The 18,682-nt window shown below is 36.3% G+C and carries 20 protein-coding genes and 1 pseudogene; 1 reads left to right on the top strand and 20 read right to left on the bottom strand.

The genetic code is table 11. The annotated features are described in order from the left end of the window. Nucleotides 1–194 precede the first annotated feature (194 nt). The 19 genes and pseudogenes from FR7_RS11590 to FR7_RS24460 form a co-directional block, all read right to left on the bottom strand. Nucleotides 195–1,121 carry a patatin-like phospholipase family protein gene (locus FR7_RS11590; RefSeq protein WP_007934351.1) on the bottom strand — a complete coding sequence of 309 codons (927 nt, stop codon included), beginning with the start codon at nucleotides 1,119–1,121 and terminating at the stop codon, nucleotides 195–197. A gap of 541 nt (nucleotides 1,122–1,662) precedes the next feature. Further along, nucleotides 1,663–2,238: a phosphate propanoyltransferase gene (gene pduL / locus FR7_RS11585; protein WP_007934352.1), complete on the bottom strand. Its 576-nt coding sequence runs from the start codon at nucleotides 2,236–2,238 to the stop codon at nucleotides 1,663–1,665. A 77-nt stretch (nucleotides 2,239–2,315) separates the two neighbouring features. After that, nucleotides 2,316–2,663 (bottom strand): ASCH domain-containing protein, encoded by a 348-nt coding sequence (locus tag FR7_RS11580; RefSeq protein ID WP_007934353.1) that lies wholly within the window; start codon nucleotides 2,661–2,663, stop codon nucleotides 2,316–2,318. Between the two features lie 277 nt (nucleotides 2,664–2,940). Beyond that, a complete protein-coding gene (locus FR7_RS11575) occupies nucleotides 2,941–4,233 on the bottom strand; it encodes an amidohydrolase (protein WP_007934354.1) in 1,293 nt (430 codons plus the stop codon). 144 nt (nucleotides 4,234–4,377) lie between these two features. Then, on the bottom strand, nucleotides 4,378–5,619 hold the full coding sequence (locus FR7_RS11570) for an adenosylhomocysteinase (protein ID WP_007934356.1): 1,242 nt from the start codon (nucleotides 5,617–5,619) through the stop codon (nucleotides 4,378–4,380). Between the two features lies 1 nt (nucleotide 5,620). Further along, nucleotides 5,621–6,673 (bottom strand): S-methyl-5-thioribose-1-phosphate isomerase, encoded by a 1,053-nt coding sequence (gene mtnA / locus FR7_RS11565; RefSeq protein ID WP_007934358.1) that lies wholly within the window; start codon nucleotides 6,671–6,673, stop codon nucleotides 5,621–5,623. A gap of 15 nt (nucleotides 6,674–6,688) precedes the next feature. Next, a complete protein-coding gene (gene mtnP / locus FR7_RS11560; protein ID WP_007934365.1) occupies nucleotides 6,689–7,498 on the bottom strand; it encodes an S-methyl-5'-thioadenosine phosphorylase in 810 nt (269 codons plus the stop codon). Nucleotides 7,499–7,568: 70 nt separating this feature from the next. After that, nucleotides 7,569–7,715 carry a hypothetical protein gene (locus tag FR7_RS23490; protein ID WP_156523275.1) on the bottom strand — a complete coding sequence of 49 codons (147 nt, stop codon included), beginning with the start codon at nucleotides 7,713–7,715 and terminating at the stop codon, nucleotides 7,569–7,571. Nucleotides 7,716–7,809: 94 nt separating this feature from the next. Then, the gene (locus FR7_RS11555; protein WP_007934368.1) at nucleotides 7,810–8,223 is read right to left on the bottom strand and encodes a TIGR04086 family membrane protein; all 414 of its coding nucleotides are present in this window, start codon (nucleotides 8,221–8,223) and stop codon (nucleotides 7,810–7,812) included. A gap of 140 nt (nucleotides 8,224–8,363) precedes the next feature. Next, the gene (gene surE, locus FR7_RS11550) at nucleotides 8,364–9,119 is read right to left on the bottom strand and encodes a 5'/3'-nucleotidase SurE (RefSeq protein WP_007934370.1); all 756 of its coding nucleotides are present in this window, start codon (nucleotides 9,117–9,119) and stop codon (nucleotides 8,364–8,366) included. A 13-nt stretch (nucleotides 9,120–9,132) separates the two neighbouring features. Further along, the gene (locus FR7_RS11545) at nucleotides 9,133–9,870 is read right to left on the bottom strand and encodes a 7-carboxy-7-deazaguanine synthase QueE (protein ID WP_007934372.1); all 738 of its coding nucleotides are present in this window, start codon (nucleotides 9,868–9,870) and stop codon (nucleotides 9,133–9,135) included. Then, nucleotides 9,870–10,247 (bottom strand): 6-carboxytetrahydropterin synthase QueD, encoded by a 378-nt coding sequence (gene queD, locus FR7_RS11540; RefSeq protein ID WP_007934375.1) that lies wholly within the window; start codon nucleotides 10,245–10,247, stop codon nucleotides 9,870–9,872. Before queD ends, FR7_RS11545 begins: the two co-directional genes overlap by 1 nt. An 83-nt stretch (nucleotides 10,248–10,330) precedes the next feature. Continuing rightward, nucleotides 10,331–11,614: a glycosyltransferase family 2 protein gene (locus FR7_RS11535; RefSeq protein ID WP_007934377.1), complete on the bottom strand. Its 1,284-nt coding sequence runs from the start codon at nucleotides 11,612–11,614 to the stop codon at nucleotides 10,331–10,333. 226 nt (nucleotides 11,615–11,840) lie between these two features. Next, entirely contained in the window at nucleotides 11,841–12,518 is a 678-nt protein-coding gene (pssA, locus tag FR7_RS11530) for a CDP-diacylglycerol--serine O-phosphatidyltransferase (RefSeq protein WP_007934379.1), read from the bottom strand. Further along, nucleotides 12,515–13,153, bottom strand: coding sequence for a phosphatidylserine decarboxylase family protein (locus tag FR7_RS11525; protein ID WP_007934380.1), 639 nt, complete (start codon nucleotides 13,151–13,153; stop codon nucleotides 12,515–12,517). The genes pssA and FR7_RS11525 overlap by 4 nt, the downstream gene beginning before the upstream one ends. Nucleotides 13,154–13,202: 49 nt before the next feature. Further along, nucleotides 13,203–13,928: a WecB/TagA/CpsF family glycosyltransferase gene (locus FR7_RS11520; protein WP_007934382.1), complete on the bottom strand. Its 726-nt coding sequence runs from the start codon at nucleotides 13,926–13,928 to the stop codon at nucleotides 13,203–13,205. A 69-nt stretch (nucleotides 13,929–13,997) separates the two neighbouring features. Then, nucleotides 13,998–14,639, bottom strand: coding sequence for a penicillin-binding transpeptidase domain-containing protein (locus FR7_RS24470; RefSeq protein ID WP_269085743.1), 642 nt, complete (start codon nucleotides 14,637–14,639; stop codon nucleotides 13,998–14,000). A 23-nt stretch (nucleotides 14,640–14,662) separates the two neighbouring features. Continuing rightward, the gene (locus FR7_RS24465; RefSeq protein WP_269085751.1) at nucleotides 14,663–15,022 is read right to left on the bottom strand and encodes a penicillin-binding transpeptidase domain-containing protein; all 360 of its coding nucleotides are present in this window, start codon (nucleotides 15,020–15,022) and stop codon (nucleotides 14,663–14,665) included. 339 nt (nucleotides 15,023–15,361) lie between these two features. Continuing rightward, nucleotides 15,362–15,831: pseudogene (locus tag FR7_RS24460) on the bottom strand (transglycosylase domain-containing protein); the annotation flags it as partial. 279 nt (nucleotides 15,832–16,110) lie between these two features. Here FR7_RS24460 and FR7_RS11510 point away from each other — a divergent pair. Further along, the gene (locus FR7_RS11510; RefSeq protein WP_007934385.1) at nucleotides 16,111–17,004 is read left to right on the top strand and encodes a polysaccharide deacetylase family protein; all 894 of its coding nucleotides are present in this window, start codon (nucleotides 16,111–16,113) and stop codon (nucleotides 17,002–17,004) included. 29 nt (nucleotides 17,005–17,033) lie between these two features. On the opposite strand, the gene guaB is transcribed toward FR7_RS11510, so the two are convergent. Continuing rightward, nucleotides 17,034–18,488 (bottom strand): IMP dehydrogenase, encoded by a 1,455-nt coding sequence (guaB, locus tag FR7_RS11505; RefSeq protein ID WP_007934387.1) that lies wholly within the window; start codon nucleotides 18,486–18,488, stop codon nucleotides 17,034–17,036. Nucleotides 18,489–18,682: the final 194 nt, after the last annotated feature.

Below are 18,682 nucleotides of genomic sequence, written 5' to 3'. Positions count from 1 at the left end.
AAGAAGAAAAAAAATCTCATTAATAATCAACATTCATCTTTATATTCATTTGCAATATGTAGTAGATTTAAAGAAATGTATTACTTGTATTGGCTGCTCTATCAAGAGCAGCTATTTTCACTTAAGTACACTAATGAAAATCATAAAAAGACCGCCTAAAAAAGCGGTAATTAATAATTACTATAGATCTATGATTAATTATTCAGTAAGGCTTTTATCAATGATAATTTATCTTTTGCCGCTTGTTCTCCTTGACCTATACATAGCAAAGCTTGTTTAGTATCTTTAAATTTTGTTTGAAAAGTATTAGGACGAATAATAATATCAGCATATTGTTCTGCTTTAAGCAAGGTTACTTCCCGCCCCATTATTTCAATACATTGTATTAATATTTCTCCTACAGTCTTAATATCATAGTTAAACTGACCATCATAGCCTAAATCCACTCCAATTACTATATCAGCTCCCATATGACGCAAAATATCAGTTGGCAAATTATTTTTAACTGCTCCATCTACTAATGTCATACTCCGATATTTCTTTGGAAAGAATATTCCTGGTATTGAAATACTTGCACGAACAGCTTCTGTTAATGAGGTATTATGATAATATCTTGCATTTAAGATACCACGGCGATCAAAGACTGGAGTAGTAAAGAATATAGTATCTGCAGAATGTAAATCAACAGCCGTAATGGCAATTGGAATCTGGGTATCTCTTACAGTCTTATTCTGCCATAAATGATAAAAATATTGCTCTACCTTATCCCCTTTTATAAAACCAGTAGGTAATACAGACCAAAAACGAAACGCACCATTAAACAACCATTTCATACCGTGTTTGAAGAGATCACCTACAGTAACATTTAAATCAATTAGTTCATCCATTTTAATATTTTGTATCATATTTTGCATTTGTTGTGGAGTATAGCCACAAGCATACATACTAGCAATGATTGCACCTGCACTGGTTCCGCTAATCATATCAATTGGAATGTTATGTTCAACTAGTACTTTTAGTACTCCTATGTGTGCCATACCTCGAATGCCACCACCACTCAAGGCTACTCCTACCTTTTGTTTTCTATTATTTAACTTGTATTCATTACTCTTGCCAGCCATAACATCACCTCATATACACACTTACTATATTCTATGAATAGCAGATGCAATACGGTGTCACATAATATGTAAAAAACTAACCCTATGGTATATTTTTTTATATCAATTTAAAACAGTAAAATATTCACAAAAAAATCCACAGTAATAAACCTGCGGGTTTTACTGTGGTAAGATAATTATGAATGTTGACCCTTTGCTCACCTGACTCTCTATTTTCACACTTCCTCCGCGAGCTAATACAATCCAACAGATACCTTTCCCCGAGGTGTTGTATACTTTATTGCATTATCTAACAGAATTAAAAGCAGTTGGCGAATACTCAGTATGGCGCTTCGTGCTAAAGTTAACATGTCACTAATAATCTTAGACAGGAAGTATTATTATTGAATAAAATTTAAAATTAAAACAATTATAAAACCTCATTCTGAAAGAAAGCTGAATTTTGATACGTTTTGTTAATCTGCTGCACTGTTTGATTGGTTTATAACTGTAAAAAGACTTGATCAACATTTTCTAGAAAGTTGATCAAGTCTTTTCTTTACTACTTAATTATTTCAACTGTACAGCCATTTTTGCACATTGCTGCATTTGCTTCATCAGTATCAATATGCATTTCCAAGCGGAAGTTTTCATGAACTCTTATTAATACATTATCAAAAGTCAAACCTCTTTCGCCGTCACAACGCACCTTGACAATTTCATTATCCTGTACACCAAATTTTTGAGCATCATCAATGCTCATATGGATATGGCGCCCTGCAGCAATAACCCCCTCTTCAAGAGTTACTGTACCTTTAGGTCCAACAACAGTAATGCCGGCAGATCCTTTTGTATCTCCTGACTCACGAACTGGAATGCCTATTTTAAGCTTTAAAGCATCTGTAAGAGCTATTTCCACCTGAGTTTGCTTACGCACAGGTCCTAAAATTCGAACATTTTTAAAAGAAGACTTCTCTGTAACCAAATCCACTGTTTCATTAGCAGCAAACTGCCCTACCTGTAATAAGTCTTTCTTAACAGTGAGCTGATACCCTTCTCCATATAAAGTATCTAAATCTGCTTGGGATACATGAATATGTCTTGCTGAAATACCTACTGGAACTTTTGTTTCTAACATGCTATAAACACTCCTCAAAAATAAATATATTTATAATATAGTTTATATTATACGCATAAAAAATTTCGGTAGAATACTTATTCAATAATTTCTGAAAAATACACTACGGTCACAGTATCACTTAATGTAAATGTTTTATCATAGATACTTTGTAAGAAGATCATCAAATCATCAACATTCGTAATTTCAGGGTTCTCCCCTTGCAAATCTTCTTTTGTTAATTGAGATATGGGTTTAACTAAAACTCGATCAATAACAGCGGTATATATTTTCTTTTTTTGAGCAAAACGTTTTCCAACTGTTACCCATATAATATCACCTTCATTATATTTATGAGTTTTATCTCCGCGGCGAATGGTGCAAGTCTTACGCCTACAGATTAATTGGCTATGATAATTGGATGAATAAAAATTTAAAGCACGCATCATTCATACCTCCTTAAAATAACTAATCCATTCCTCATTCCTGCTAGTATTATGTATTCGTGATATTTGGCTTTAAATCCTTTAGAATTGATTTAACTTATGAAAGAAAACTATATTTTAAAACTTTAATTTGACTAGTACGCATTAACTTTAAGATTATAGCAGTGAAGGGATCTTTCATAAAGCAAGGCGAAGGAATGAAGCATACCACAGGTATGCCGATTGACGCCAGTACAGGTTTACGAAAAACACCCCTACACAGCCAGAATATATAGGATTAAGATTGATGATGCTGTACTAGGCGCCTGCCACGTCTATCAGCCTCATACATGAGCCGCTCTTCATCAATGGTCGTTAAACATTTGTTATCTAATAGAATTTTACCATCCACCATTACTGTATGAACATCCCCAGCTCCAGCAGAATATGCTAATAGTGATACCCTATCATGACGTGGATACCAGTGAGGAGAATGCATATTAAATAATGTAATGTCGGCTTTAAACCCAGGAACAATCCTGCCCACAACATCGCCAAGACCCAAAGCCTGAGCACCATTAACTGTAGCCATCTCAACTGCGGTATTAGCAGGTATCAATAATGGATCCAAAGCATGAACCTTATGTAACATAGCTGCTAATCTTAGTTCCTCCAGCATATCTAAATTATTATTGCTAGCAGCACCGTCGGTACCTAACCCTACGCATAAACCCGCTTTTAACATAGCAGGTACAGGAGCAACGCCACTTGCTAATTTCATATTACTTCCAGGATTATGAGCAACTCTAACATTTGCCTCTTTCATAAGGAGTATATCTGCATCCGATACATGCACACAATGAGCAGCTAATACGCCACATTCAAGAACGCCCAGATCTTTCATTAATTCAATTGGCGATTTTCCATGCTTTTTTTTACATTCAACTACTTCTCCGATTGTTTCAGATAAGTGGATATGAATTTCTGCTCCTAAACGTTGTGCCAGATTCGCCACTCGCTTCAAATATTCCGGCGGACAAGTATAAGGCGCATGAGGTCCAAGCATTACAGAAATACGACCATCGCCAGCATTATGATATTGTCGGAAAAAATCTTCGCTTTCTATCAATGCTTGTTCACCATTTGGTGCAACTCCTGCCATACCTCTAGCCAACACAGCTCTTATACCACTTTCAGCTACAGCCTCAGCTACCTGAGGCATGTGAAAATACATATCGGAAAAAGTAGTAGTACCTGATTTTATCATTTCTGCAATTGCTAATGCTGTCCCCCAATACACATCTTCAGCAACTAAATTTCCCTCAGCTGGCCAAATCTTATTCTGCAGCCAATCCATTAATACCATATCATCAGCATAGCTACGAAAAAGCGTCATAGCTGCATGTGTATGTGTATTAACTAAACCAGGGATTGCCAATTTATTTGTGCAATCGATCACCTTATCAGCATGCCACTCAGCTGCTATATCACCAACCTGATGAATTAAAGTATCTTCTACCGCAATATCAGCTGACTTAACAATACCATCAGCTCCTAATACTTCAGCATTTTTCAATAAAATTTTTGCCATTTTATCTTCCTCCCTTTTTAACGCTGCCAAAAATACTCTTCATAAAAAACGGTGCTATACTTTTATGTATAGCACAAGCATACTCCACTTGTAAGACTTCCGTTTTATTTAGCAATATGAACTAACTAGAAAATACTCTTAGATTTAAGCTTGTCCTAAATAAGCTTTCTGTTCATTTGATAAGGCATCGATTGAAATACCCAAAGCATGTAATTTAAGTCTAGCAACTTCAGAATTAACTTCATCAGGTAAATTATATACTTCATTTTTCATTTCCTTGTGATTTTCTAAAATATGCAATACTGCCAGCGCCTGCATAGCAAAGGATAAATCCATAATTTCAGTAGGATGTCCATCGCCAGCGGCAAGATTAACCAAACGTCCTTCAGCTAATAAATAGATCTTGCGATCATCATTCATAACAAATACTTCAATATTTTTACGCACTGTCCGTCGAGAAACTGCTAATTCTGCAAGTTCATCTTTATTAATTTCAAGATCAAAATGGCCTGCATTAGCCAAAACGGCTCCAGACTTCATAGCAATAATATGTTCACCACGAATAACATGTTTGCAACCTGTTAAAGTCACAAAAATATCACCATACTTTGCAGCTTCTGCCATAGTCATCACCCTAAATCCATCATATACGGCTTCTATGGCTTTTATAGGATCAATTTCTGTAACGATTACATTTGCGCCCAATCCTTTAGCACGCATTGCTACACCTTTGCCGCACCAGCCATATCCAGCAACTACAACGGTTTTACCTGTGACAGTAAGGTTAGTCGTGCGCATAATACCATCCCAGGTTGATTGACCTGTACCATATCGATTATCAAATAAATACTTACAATATGCATCATTTACGGCTACCATAGGGAATTTCAAACGTCCTTCAGCTGCTAAGGATTTTAAGCGTATAACACCAGTTGTAGTCTCTTCAGATCCTCCCAAGATATTAGGTAGTAACTCACTTCGCTCACCATGAAGCAACGATACTAAATCGCCCCCATCATCAACAATGATATCCGGCTTAGTATCTAAAGCTTTATGTAAAAACTTCTCATACTCTTCAGTTGTGGTATTATACCAGGCAAAAACCTTAACGCCTTCTTCCACTAAAGCGGCCGCTACATCATCTTGAGTCGATAACGGATTACTTCCAGTTACAGCAACATTTGCTCCTGCATTTCTTAGAACTAAGGCTAAATAAGCCGTCTTAGCTTCTAAATGCATAGTTATAACTACATTTTTACCACTTAAAGGCTTATTTTTTGACAGATCCTCATTTAATACATTCAACACAGGCATAAATTCTTTAACCCAATTAATTTTATCATGTCCTTGTGGCGCCAATTTTATATCGCGAATAATTGATTCCATTTTACAGCACTCCTTTAATCTTTTTTTGTTGTAATGCAATAATTGCTTCATGATAGGGTTGTTCCAGTACACCATATTCCGTTATAATTGCTGAAATCAAAGAATTAGGTGTGACATCAAATGCAGGATTAAAAACTTCTACGCCTTTTGGCGCTGTCAGAACTCCAGCGAACTGGGCTACCTCATCGGCATGTCTTTCTTCAATCGGAATATTCAGGCCACTTTCCATAGTAAAATCAAAAGTAGAAACAGGGGCAGCCACATAAAAAGGTATCTTATGTTCTTTGGCTAATACTGCCACACTATAAGTGCCAATTTTATTCGCCACATCACCATTTAAAGTAATTCTATCGGCTCCAACGATAACAGCCTGTACCATATTTTTTTTCATAACCCAGCCTGCCATATTATCTGTAATTAGAGTAACTGGAATATTTTCCTGCATCAATTCCCATGCTGTCAAACGAGCGCCCTGAAGCAATGGCCTAGTTTCATCAGCAAATACCCGGGTAATCTTCCCTTCAGAGAAGGCTTGGCGAATTACTCCTAAAGCAGTCCCAAAACCAGCAGTTGCCAAGGCTCCTGCATTGCAATGGGTCAGAACCGATACGGGCTCATTAAATAACTGAGCACCATATTGAGAAATCTTATGATTTATAGCACAATCTTCACTGGCAATGGAAATAGCCTCTTTTTCTAAATCCTTTACCAAATCAATAATATCTTTGTCACAATTCGCCTTATGAATAATAGACATCATTCTCTCAATTGCCCAGAACAGGTTTACAGCAGTAGGTCTGGTTTGTCGTAATTCCTCGGCTACCCTTTCGATATTGGTCCCAAAGTCAGAATCATTACAAAGCTCCTTCGCTCCAAGAACCAAGCCAAATGCAGCCGCAGCACCAATAGCAGGAGCTCCGCGGACTTCCAACCTTTTTATTGCTTGCGCTACTCTTTGAAAGCTATGACATTCAATAAATTCAATACGATTAGGCAACAGGGTTTGATCTAATAACCATAGCGTACTATTTTTCCACTCTATTGTCTGCAACAAATTTATCACCACTCTTTATAATTTAAAACCACCATATTCTTTTAAAGCTTGTTGGCAGCTACAGTCAGCTTCAAAATCAATACATTTAATAGTACTCATAAGCACTTTTTTTAGCTTTTCTGTATTCGCATTCATAACGTGAATCACTTCACCATAGGTTAAAGGCTGGGATGAAATACCTGCTGCATAGTTCGTTACCATAGCAATAGTCGCATAGCACATCTCAGCTTCACGAGCCAATACCACTTCCGGCACATTAGTCATCCCCACCAAATGCCCACCAAACTTAGCGAACATACAAATTTCAGCTGGTGTTTCAAACCGTGGCCCTTCGGTACAAACATACGTTCCATAATTATGAACCACAATGCCATTCTCTTGAGCAGCTACGAATAATTTTTTTCTTAAAACGGAGCAATAAGGTGTTGTTAAATCCACGTGAACTACTTTGCTTTTTCCACCTTCATAAAATGTACTTTTCCTATTTTTAGTAAAGTCAATAAATTGGTCGATTAAAACAAAATCCCCTAACTTCATATCTAAATTCAAAGAGCCTACCGCAGCCGTTGCTAAAATCATTTTAACACCAATTTTTTTCATAGCCCAAATATTGGCTTGATAATTGATTAAATGTGGCGCAATCGAATGCTTGCTGCCATGTCGGGGAATAAAAGCGATACTCTTTCCTGCAAAATCACCAACTTTATAAGACACTGAGCCATAAGGCGTTAGGACTTCATCTTGCCGTACATTTTCTAAGATATTAGGATCATATACTCCAGTACCACCAATAATTCCTATATGTATCATAATCTCACCAACCATTTCAATATAGCTTGCTACTATTTCTTCTATTGTACTATATAGTAGGCTTCACAATAAACTACTAAATTTATTAAACGCCACAAATCATTAATAACTTATCCATATTCTCGAAAGTAAAGTCTGGCGTCTCATGTAAAATCGTCTCCCATGATACGCGAGTCCAACGAACATCAAGAATTGTACCATCTAGATCAAATAAAACCGCTTTATATCTCAAATTCAGTAGTCCCCAAGCACATTTATATTCGTATACACGAAAAGAAGAAGAGGCTCAAAGCCTCACGAAAATACATCCTAGATTTTACAACTGATTACAAATTTACGCCAACTAAACCACCTAGTATTCCTACCGCAATTCCAGCCATAAATTTGTTAGCTAATACAAATAGCGAAATGGACTCTTGGCTAATTTCCATACCAATACCCACAGAAAGTAAAACATAGATGATCCCAATCACAACACCTATGATTAATCCTCTAGACTCGGCCTGCTGGGTAGCATATACACTACCAATAAAAATACTAACCATAGTTACCCCAACCATAACGTATTGCATGTAATAATCAATGTATGTATTTTCGGTCACTAAGCTAATAATGGATAAAAAGAAGGTGCAAACCAATGAAACGATTATACTGACAAAAAAGCCTTTTCCTATCAACATAGCTGTTCCCGGTCCCTTGGGCGTGGTATTAAAACGTGTCTTACCGATACGTTTAGACACAGAATTCCCCTCCCTCAAGTAGGTATTACTAGGATTGCTATTGTAAAATATGCAGTATAAAAGTAAATAATACCAATATTTTATATATTTATTTATAATATTTCGATTTTGCTGCTAAGCTAATCACCATATCCTATCTATTATAACTTCCAACTTTTTAGTGTTTCCATAATCCCATAATTAGTCAGATCAAAATGAATGGGAGTAACTGAGATTTTGGACTTATTGATCGCAACAATATCGCTATCCGCATCATTTACATTCTCTACAACTTCTCCCCCCATCCAATAATAGGTTCGTCCTCTAGGATCAAGGCGAGGCTCAAAAACATTTGCATACTGCCTTACTCCCAGCTTGGTAATCGCTACCCCAGCAATCTGCTCTGCCGAAAGGGCAGGTACATTTACATTTAATAAGGTATTAGAAGGTAATGAGCGTTGAAAGATATCTTGCAGTAACTTTGCTGTAAATTCAGCTGCAGGCTTAAAATCGGAAGATTTCCAAGAGTCCAGTGAAACAGCCACTGATGGTATCCCATGTAAAGATCCTTCAATTGCAGCGCTTACTGTTCCTGAATACAATACATCAGTGCCCAGATTAGGTCCATGATTAATTCCAGACACCACAAAATCAGGTGTTGTACTGACTAAAGTTTCTAAAGCAATTTTCACACAATCAGCAGGGGTGCCTCCAATACGCCAACCACAAAGCCGAGAATCACTAGCACAATATTTATCTACTCGTATAGGGCTATGTACCGTAATAGCCTGACTAGCCGCACTTCGCTCGACATCAGGTGCAACCACCACTACTTCCCCTATTTTCAAAAGTTCTTGCCAAAGAACCTGAATACCAGTCGCATCAATTCCATCATCATTAGTTAATAAAATACGCAAACTGATTCCTCCCTTATAATTGTCCCATAAATTTATGAGTTTGCGGAATGACCCGTACATCTGTAAGGAAAATAAGGGCCTGCTCTTGCCATAACAACATCATATCCGGAGTAACGCCCTCACAATCATGAATGGGAGTCACGGGCTGTATGATTAAGGGAATCTTTTGATCAATTGCAGCAATTAACTCTACCGCTTTTTGAAATTCCATTTTATTCGTTTTACCTGTAACTACTATCTTTACAAAAGTACTGCACGCATTAGCTATAGAAAGAAATTGCCTATGTTGTTGCCACACATCTTGATGAATAATGCTAGGCAACTTAATATCCATACTAACGATGTGAATATGAGGTAATACCAATTTTAATTTTTCTGGCAATGTACCGTTCGTCTCTAAATAGATACGCCCTTTGATGTGCGGTAGAAGTTGAGCTATCCCTTCAGCTTGACATAAAGGTTCTCCGCCTGTAAAACTAACTGAATGATGGGGTACTATTAATAATTTATTAATATAATTAGACAGATCCATAATTGAGATTGGATTTTTTACCGTCATAAAATCTCGCTTTCCAGCAGTCATTTCAATTTGACCTTCTATTACATTTGTTCTTGATGAAGGAGTATCACAAAAGTCACACTCTAAATTACAGCCAGCCAAACGTACAAAAACTTGCCGATAGCCAACAAATTCTCCCTCACCTTGAATAGAAGAAAAAACTTCAACAATATTGAGCTTATGAGACACCATTATGCCTCCTGGCTATATGCGGCTGCAGAATTAGACGATTCCCATATTCTGATAGAGCGCAATTTAACATTCTCATTAAAGATCGGTGTTTTAGCTAATTCTTCATATATATATTTGGCAAGGTTTTCTGCCGTAGGATTTATTCTGCAAAAAGGTTCAATTTCATTGAGATAATAATGATCTAAATTCACCATAATACCATTTATCGCCGCTTTTAAATCAACAAAATCAACTAACATTCCTAACTCGTTTAATTGCGAACCATATATATTTACTTCTACTTTCCAATTATGTCCATGCAATCGATTACACTTTCCTGGGTAATTTCGAATACAATGAGCAGCTTCAAAATTCACCGCAATTGTCAACTCAAACATATCTAACCTCCTACGCTTCCTTATAATAATAACTCTTATCATCCCATTATTTTGTGAAAAAAGATGAGTATAATACTCATCTTTTATTTAACAGCTTGCTTACTTAAAAAATCTTCCTTGGTAAATTCATTTTTTTGCGTCAACAATACATCTTTATAACTAATACTACGAGTATGCTGTGTATGGCTCCACTCTCGGTCATTACGATGGAAGAAGCCTAAAATAGTAATCGGTATCCAGCTATAAACAAACAATGGATAGAATATTAAGTACCACCATGATTTCCCTTTGGCACCAATCATCCCTAAAATCATCACCGGAAATAGATATTGTCCAACACCTATCGCTGTCATAACCTCAACGGGTAATATTTTATTTATAATATTAGTATAAAAAGGGACAATGGTATAGATATAACTCATTAACACAAAACTTGTTGATAAGATTAAAAAATATGGTTGAAACAGATGCAATACACCATCTAAAATTCTAATATCACGTTGCTTAATCCCCTCATACAACATGCTGGGAATATATCGGCCTGCTATATCAAAATGTCCCTGTGCCCACCGTTTACGCTGACGCCATGACTGTTCAAAGGTTAAGGGCTTTTCATCGTATACAATAGCATCATGAGCCCAAGTGGTGGGGATACCTTTTAATAATACCTTCATCGTAAATTCCATATCTTCAGTAAGACAAGTTGCTCCCCATCCAAACTTTCGCAGCACATCTGTAGATATACACATACCAGTGCCACCAAGGACACTTGACAATCCTATATTGTATTTAGCGAGATGCCAAATATGATTTACAACCCAGAAAGAAATAGCAAACGTACCGGCAATCCATGTATCATGAGGGTTTTTAGAATCCAAATATCCCTGAATTACTTTCTCACCTTTACATAATCGACTATTCATTTCTAAAAGAAAATTTTGATCCACCAAATTATCTGCATCAAATATTACTACACTATCATAATTACGCTCTAGTTTAAATAGTTTTGCAAACATCCATTCCATTGCATAACCTTTACCACGCTGTTCTAAGCAAAAGCGTTCATAAACAATAGCACCCGCTCCGCGAGCAATTTCCGCCGTATTATCCTTACAATTATCTGCCACTACAAAAATATCATATAACTCGCGAGGATACTTCAAAACGTGAAGATTTTCTACCAATTGACCTATTACTTGTTCCTCATTATGCGCCGCCACAATAACAGCAAAGCTATTTTGAGGTGTCATAATTTTCTTTTCTTTTCTGCGCCAAATACCAAAAAAAGCAATAATAAAATAATATAAAGTAAAGAATACAATAATAAGCTGTAATGGAATCATAATATAGTCAAAAATATAATTCATGGATTTTTCTCCTTTAAAAGCCTGTTTTTTTAAAGTATATTTAAATATACTTCAACTAAATATACTTCAACTTAAAACACACATAACATTCTAATTCTAACTTCACTAAATTGTCAAGATATTCGTTATTTAAACACATTCATTAACACATGATGTTCTTTTTAAAATTACAAAAAAATAAGCATCCAATGATCAGGATACAATTATTTTTTCTTACCACTACATACTACGTAGTGGTTTTATAATCAAATAATCCAAAAACAGTATTTAGTATCCCAAATAAAGCATATGCGAAGAATGGCGTAAATAGGACAGCATCTTTGGTCATGAATAGTATATAGCCAGCAACTAGTATTGTTACAATTACAGGAATAATCCTAATTTTTTCACCTTTTCCCTTAAAATCAGGATATTTAATGGTACTAACCATCAAATATCCAAAAACGATAACCAAAATTGGAAATATCCAACCAACTGGTTTAATTCCAAGCATAACAAAAGTAGCAACAACACAGCCAGCAGCAGGAATGGGCAATCCCATAAAATAGCCTTTTACTGTAGTGGTATTAACATTGAAACGAGCTAAGCGCAATGCCCCACAGGTTGCGAAAAATGCAGCTATAAGAGATCCTATAATGCCAAAATCTTTTAATAAAAATGCGTAAGCTAAAATCGCAGGTGCTACACCAAATGATGCTAAATCACACAATGAATCCAATTCCTTACCAAATTCACTACTTACATTTAAATATCTAGCAACTCTACCATCTAACCCATCACTAATCATCGCTGCGACTATAAATAGCGCTGCTTGATAGAATTCATTATGGAAGGTAGAAATAATTGCACACATGCCTAATACTAAATTCAATGCTGTTAACGCATTGGGAATAACACTTCTCATTGCAACAACCTCCCTATAACGGTCTCGCCACCCTTAACTTTGTCCCCTTTTTTAACTACTATTTCCACTGTTTTAGGTACAATAATTTCAGTACAGGATGCAAATTTAATCATACCATATCTCTCACCTTTTTGCAGGATACTTCCAAGAGTTACCCATGAAACGATACGTCGCGCTAAAATACCAGCTATTTGTGTTACCAATACTTTCATTTCATCATTTTCTATACCGATAGAATGACGTTCATTTTCACAGCCTACAGTCTTCTTATATGCAGGTCGAAAACGACCACAAGTATATTGTTGAAATTTTATCTCACCAGCAATAGGACTACGGTTAAGATGTACATCGAAAACCGATAAAAATATTGTCACTTTAAGACCGACTTGATTGAGAAACTGATCATCATACACTTCGCAAACGCTCATAACTTTTCCATCAGCAGGCGACAAAATTAATCTATCATCATTGGGAATACTCCTTTTAGGATTGCGAAAAAAGAAAGTAATAAATCCCATTAAAACAACTGGAATAATACTCCAATATGGATTAACAGTCACATAAACAAGAATTGTAATAATAGCAAGAATAACGATAAATATGTAACCTTCTTTTACTATCGGCGCTTTAACCATTTATCCACCTCATCTACAAACAATTATCTAAATTATAAATTGTTTCCTTCTATTTTTTTGTAGTCATTATTTTTATCACAAAATGTGGCAAAGCTAGCATACGAATGGCACGTTTCGGCTCTGACAACAAGCGAAATAACCACTCTAAATTACTACGTTGCATCCATAATGGTGCTCGCTTTACAACTCCGGCCATTACATCAAATGTTCCACCTACGCCGATGGATACGGGAACTTTTAATTCTTCTTTATATTCTTCCAGCCATTTTTCTTGTCTTGGTACCCCCAAGGCTACTAATAAAATATCTGGCTGGCAAGCTTTTATGTCATTTACAATTTCAGATTCATCTTGTTTTGTAAAGAAGCCATTGCGTGTACCGACAATTTGTACACCAGGATAACGCTCTTCAGCCATTTTTTTAGCCTTCTCTGCAATACCTGGTGCTCCGCCAAACAAATAAATTTTATATTTTTCGCTCATCGCTTCTATTAACAAATTTTGTACTAAATCATATCCTGCTACACGCTCAGGCATGACATCACCTTGATAACGTGCAGCCCATACAACTCCTGCACCATCAGGTACAACTAAATCTGCATTATTAATAATGCGTGCCAATTGTTCATCCTTATTAGCCATCATTATTATTTCCGGATTCGGGGTAACTACTAAACGAGATTTCTTCTGTAGAATAAATTGTTTTACAGCCTCAACCGCTTCTTTCATAGTCACAACATCAATCATCACATTTAAAACAGTTATTCTATTGCGCACTATACATAGAGTCTCCTTACTATTTAGAAATCTAATCTTTTAAATTATCTAATATATTGTATCACACTATTAGAACCTGGGCAATCGTGGTAATGGAAGTTTCCACCATGGTGACTTTTCCTCTTTTCTACCAGTCTGATCTGTTTTTTCATTTGCTTGCTCTTTGGAACGCATTCGATTGTCGACAGCAGTCGGTTCCGTACCTTTAATAAAAGCGCTATATTCGATCTCTGGACATCCTTGAGTAGCTAGTTTGCCAGAATCAGCACAAACAGGTACATTCGTTATTATATTGGGAGGAATAGGAAAGTCACTGGGACTAATGCCAGCTAGCACGTTTGTCATCATTTTCCCCCATAAGCCTGCTACTTCGGCACCTGAGATTCCTACAGGTGTTCGGTTATCATTTCCTACATAAATGCCAACTAATAACTCCGGTGTATAGCCCATAAACCAAGCTGTTTCATATCCGTCTGTTGTTCCGGTTTTTCCAGCTGCCATCCGTCCAATATTAGCAGGCGTTCCTGTACCACTTTCGATTACTCCCTGCATCATATTTGTTATAATGTATGCAACTTCGCGACTCAATACAGATTGCTGCTTTAAGTGTGCTTCTTCTAATACTTGATTATTTTCATCCACCACTTTTAAAATAGCAATAGGTTGAGATACAATTCCCCCATTGGCAAAGGCAGTATAAGCCGTAGCCATATCAAATAAATTTACGCCTTGTGTTAACCCCCCAGAGCAGTAGCTAAATTATCGTCTTGGGGAACCAATGTCGTAATACCCATATTTTTTGCCAAACTAAGAACGTTATCGATACCAACTTGCTGACCAAGTTTTACTGCAGCTACATTGACTGACAGACGAATCGCTTTTTTTAAGGTGACTGGTCCACGGAACTTTTTATCATAATTTTGTGGTGCATATCCAGCAATATTAATCGGCTGATCAAGAATAATAGAATTAGCTGTTAATCCCTGACCAAGAGCAGTAGCATATACAAAAGGTTTAAATGCAGAACCCGGTTGCCGCACTTCAACCACTGTTCTATTTAATTGACTTTCTTCATAATTACGTCCGCCTACCATAGCTTTAATATAGCCTGTCCGTGGATCAAGAGCGAGTACAGCACCTTGATACTGACCTAATACTGCTTCAGCACCTTGCTGAACTTTACTATCCATCGTTGTATAGACTTTTAAGCCGCCTTTATATACTCGATTCGCACCATAACGCCCTACTAATTCATTCGCTATATAATCAATAAAATAGGATGCTTGTATTACACGTTTCTTTTTTCCAGCTAATATTATAGGTTCTTTTTGTGCTAATTCAAATTGTTTTTGCGTAATATAGCCTTCTTTCATCATACCTGCCAACACCGTAGTTCTACGTTCCATAGCGGCATTCATATCAACATATGGCGAGTAAAGATTGGGACCACGAGGCAATCCTGCCAATAATGCACTTTCTGCTAAAGTTAGTTCACTAGCATGTTTACCAAAATACACCTGTGAAGAAGCTTCTACTCCATATGCACCTTCACCAAAGTATACTTGATTTAAATACGCTTGTAAGATTTCTTGCTTTGAAAATTTACGTTCAATAATAATCGCCCAGAAAAATTCTTTTGCTTTTCGGGTAAAGGTACGTTCCTGGGTCAAAAACATATTCTTGGCCAACTGCTGTGTTAAGGTACTCCCCCCTCTACTAAACTACCTGAACGCAGATTAACCCACATAGCACGAATGATACCGATAGGGTCTATACCAAAATGATTGTAAAATCGACTATCTTCATTTGCAATGATAGCTTGTTGTATATAAGGTGATATATTATTGATAGATACTACAACCCGATTTTCTTCAAATAATTTAGAAATAAGTTGTCCGTTCATATCAAATACTTGTGTTGCTGCAACTAATTGCAAGTTATCCAAGTTATCAACTTGCGGCATAAAAAAAGCATAACTACTATTAACAAACAAACTTACAATGATGATAACAATGATACTAATAATACATAATTGCCGCATTCTATCACGCTCCTTATTAGTTTAGTATTCCAAAGCATATTAAACTTTACCCGCAGGAATATATACTTTAATGTCGAATATGCAGGTAATAGTAAAAAATTCACATAAATATTTTGTAAAATAACATCTCAGGAGACAACTATGTTAAAGAAATATGGTTTATTAAGCATCATTGGTATCATTTTTCTAATTGCTCTTATTTTTCTTACCTCTTCTCCTCTTTCCTTTGCAGTGCCAAATATCGAAGAAACACCATCAATCCCCGCTACAACAAAGCCTTCGGAAAAGGAACCCGACGTATACTACTTCACTGAAATGAACGACGTTATTCCGACCAATGATAAACCGGAATATGACATATTTACCGTTCAGGAACGAAAAGAACGTCAATTAGCAACGGATTTAACTAGTATTGAACCTTATTACGGAAATAAGACAATCTATTTAACTTTTGACGATGGTCCTGACTCAGAAAATACGCCTTTAATTCTTGCAATTCTAGAAAAAAATAACATTAAAGCTACGTTTTTTTTAGTTGGAACTGAGGTAAGCAAGCATCCTGAACTTGTAAAACAAATCTATTCAACAGGACACGCTATAGGCAATCATACTTATAATCATATTTATCGTGAACTATATCAGTCGCCTTCTACTTATGTAGAACAGCTACAACATAATGATGAATTAATCAAAAATATTCTTACTGTACGTCCTCGAATTTCTCGCGCTCCTGGTGGAGCAGCTGGACACTTTACCACAGAATATTGGAAGAGGTTAAAGGCCGAAGGCTATATTGAAGTAGGATGGAATATTAGCTCTGGCGACGCTTCGAACGCTAAAGCCGATGCAATCCTCGAAAACATCATAAGCCAAACAAATAAAAATACTTTTCTATGGAGCCACGCCATCCTTCTAATGCATGATGGTAGAGGACATAGCGAAACAGTAAAAGCCTTGCCTTCAATTATTAAATTTTATAAAGAACACGGTTTCGAATTTCGTGTTATTAATACAGCAACACCGCCTGCTTGGTAAGCACAACGGTGTTGTTTTTGTTTGTCTATTTATAAACTATAATTAGGTGATTCTTTAGTAATACTGATATCATGAGGATGGCTTTCTTTCAATCCAGCCGCAGTAATACGAATAAAACGCGTGTTATTAATTAATTCCTCAATATTGTGAACTCCACAATATCCCATACCGGCTCTTAATCCACCTAGTAATTGAAATGCAGTGTCAGCCAATGTACCTTTATACGGTACACGCCCTACAATTCCTTCTGGTACTAATTTGTCCATATTTTCTTGAAAATAGCGATCTTTACTGCCTTGAGCCATAGCATCCAATGACCCCATCCCACGGTATACCTTATAGCTACGCCCTTGATAAATAACTGTTTCACCAGGGCTTTCTTCTGTACCAGCAAACAGATTACCTAGCATAACAACACTGGCACCAGCAGCAATCGCCTTAACAATATCCCCAGAATATTTAACACCACCATCGGCAATAATCGGAATATTATGCTCTCGAGCGACCTTGGCACAATTATATACAGCTGTAATTTGCGGCACACCAATACCAGCAACAACACGAGTAGTACAAATAGATCCAGGACCAATCCCCACTTTTACAGCATCAACACCAGCTTCAATTAGATCTCGAGTAGCTTCTGCAGTAGCCACATTACCTGCAATCAAATCGACTTCAGGATACATCTGTTTGATCTTTTTAACAGCTTCAATTACACCTTGAGAATGTCCATGGGCAGTATCTACTACGATCACATCCACTTTTGCTGCAACAATGGCTTCAACACGTTGCAGCATATCTGCCCCTACACCGATGGCAGCACCTACTAATAGCCTGCCTCTTTTATCTTTCGCAGAATTAGGATATTTTTGAGCTTTTTCAATATCCTTAATGGTAATCAGACCTTTCAAATTACCATCTGCATCTACTAATGGCAATTTTTCAATCCTATGTTTATGTAATAACGCTTTTGCACCTTCTAACGAGGTTCCCACTGAGGCTGTAATAAGATGTTCCGTAGTCATACAGTCATGCAATTTTCTTGTCAGATCGGTTTCAAAACGTAAATCTCTATTGGTTAAAATACCAACTAGCTTATTATTTTCAGTGACAGGAACACCTGATATATGATATTTTTCCATCAAATTTTGAGCATCTTGTAATGTATTATCAGGTGATAAAAAAATAGGATCTACAATGATTCCATGTTCAGAACGTTTTACTTTATCAATCTCACCTGCTTGTTGCTCAATAGACATATTCTTATGAATAACACCAATTCCACCTTCACGAGCGATAGCAATCGCCATGCGCGCTTCTGTTACAGTATCCATCCCAGCACTGATGATAGGAAGATTCAGCTTAATATTTTTAGTTAAATAGGTACTAACATCAACATCTTTAGGTAAAACATCTGATTTTGCAGGTACTAACAAAACATCATCAAAAGTTAAACCTTCTTGCATAAACTTATTTTCAAACATAAATTTCTCCTTTCATATAAATAGAACAAGTTATTTCAACTATAATAACATACTTAAAGTTACCTAATCCACTCTTTTTTATGTAATTGTGTAATAACTTATGGAAATCTTATACTTTATGTAGTATTATTGCCTTTTATAGCAAAGATTCATAAAATATATAAAAAAAGATCTTCATTACATCATTAATGAAG

The organism is Pelosinus fermentans DSM 17108, from assembly GCF_000271485.2.
Taxonomy (GTDB): Bacteria; Bacillota; Negativicutes; order DSM-13327; family DSM-13327; genus Pelosinus; species Pelosinus fermentans.
The sequence above is the reverse complement of the archived record's forward strand: the minus strand, read 5'-3'. Positions and strand labels throughout refer to the sequence as shown.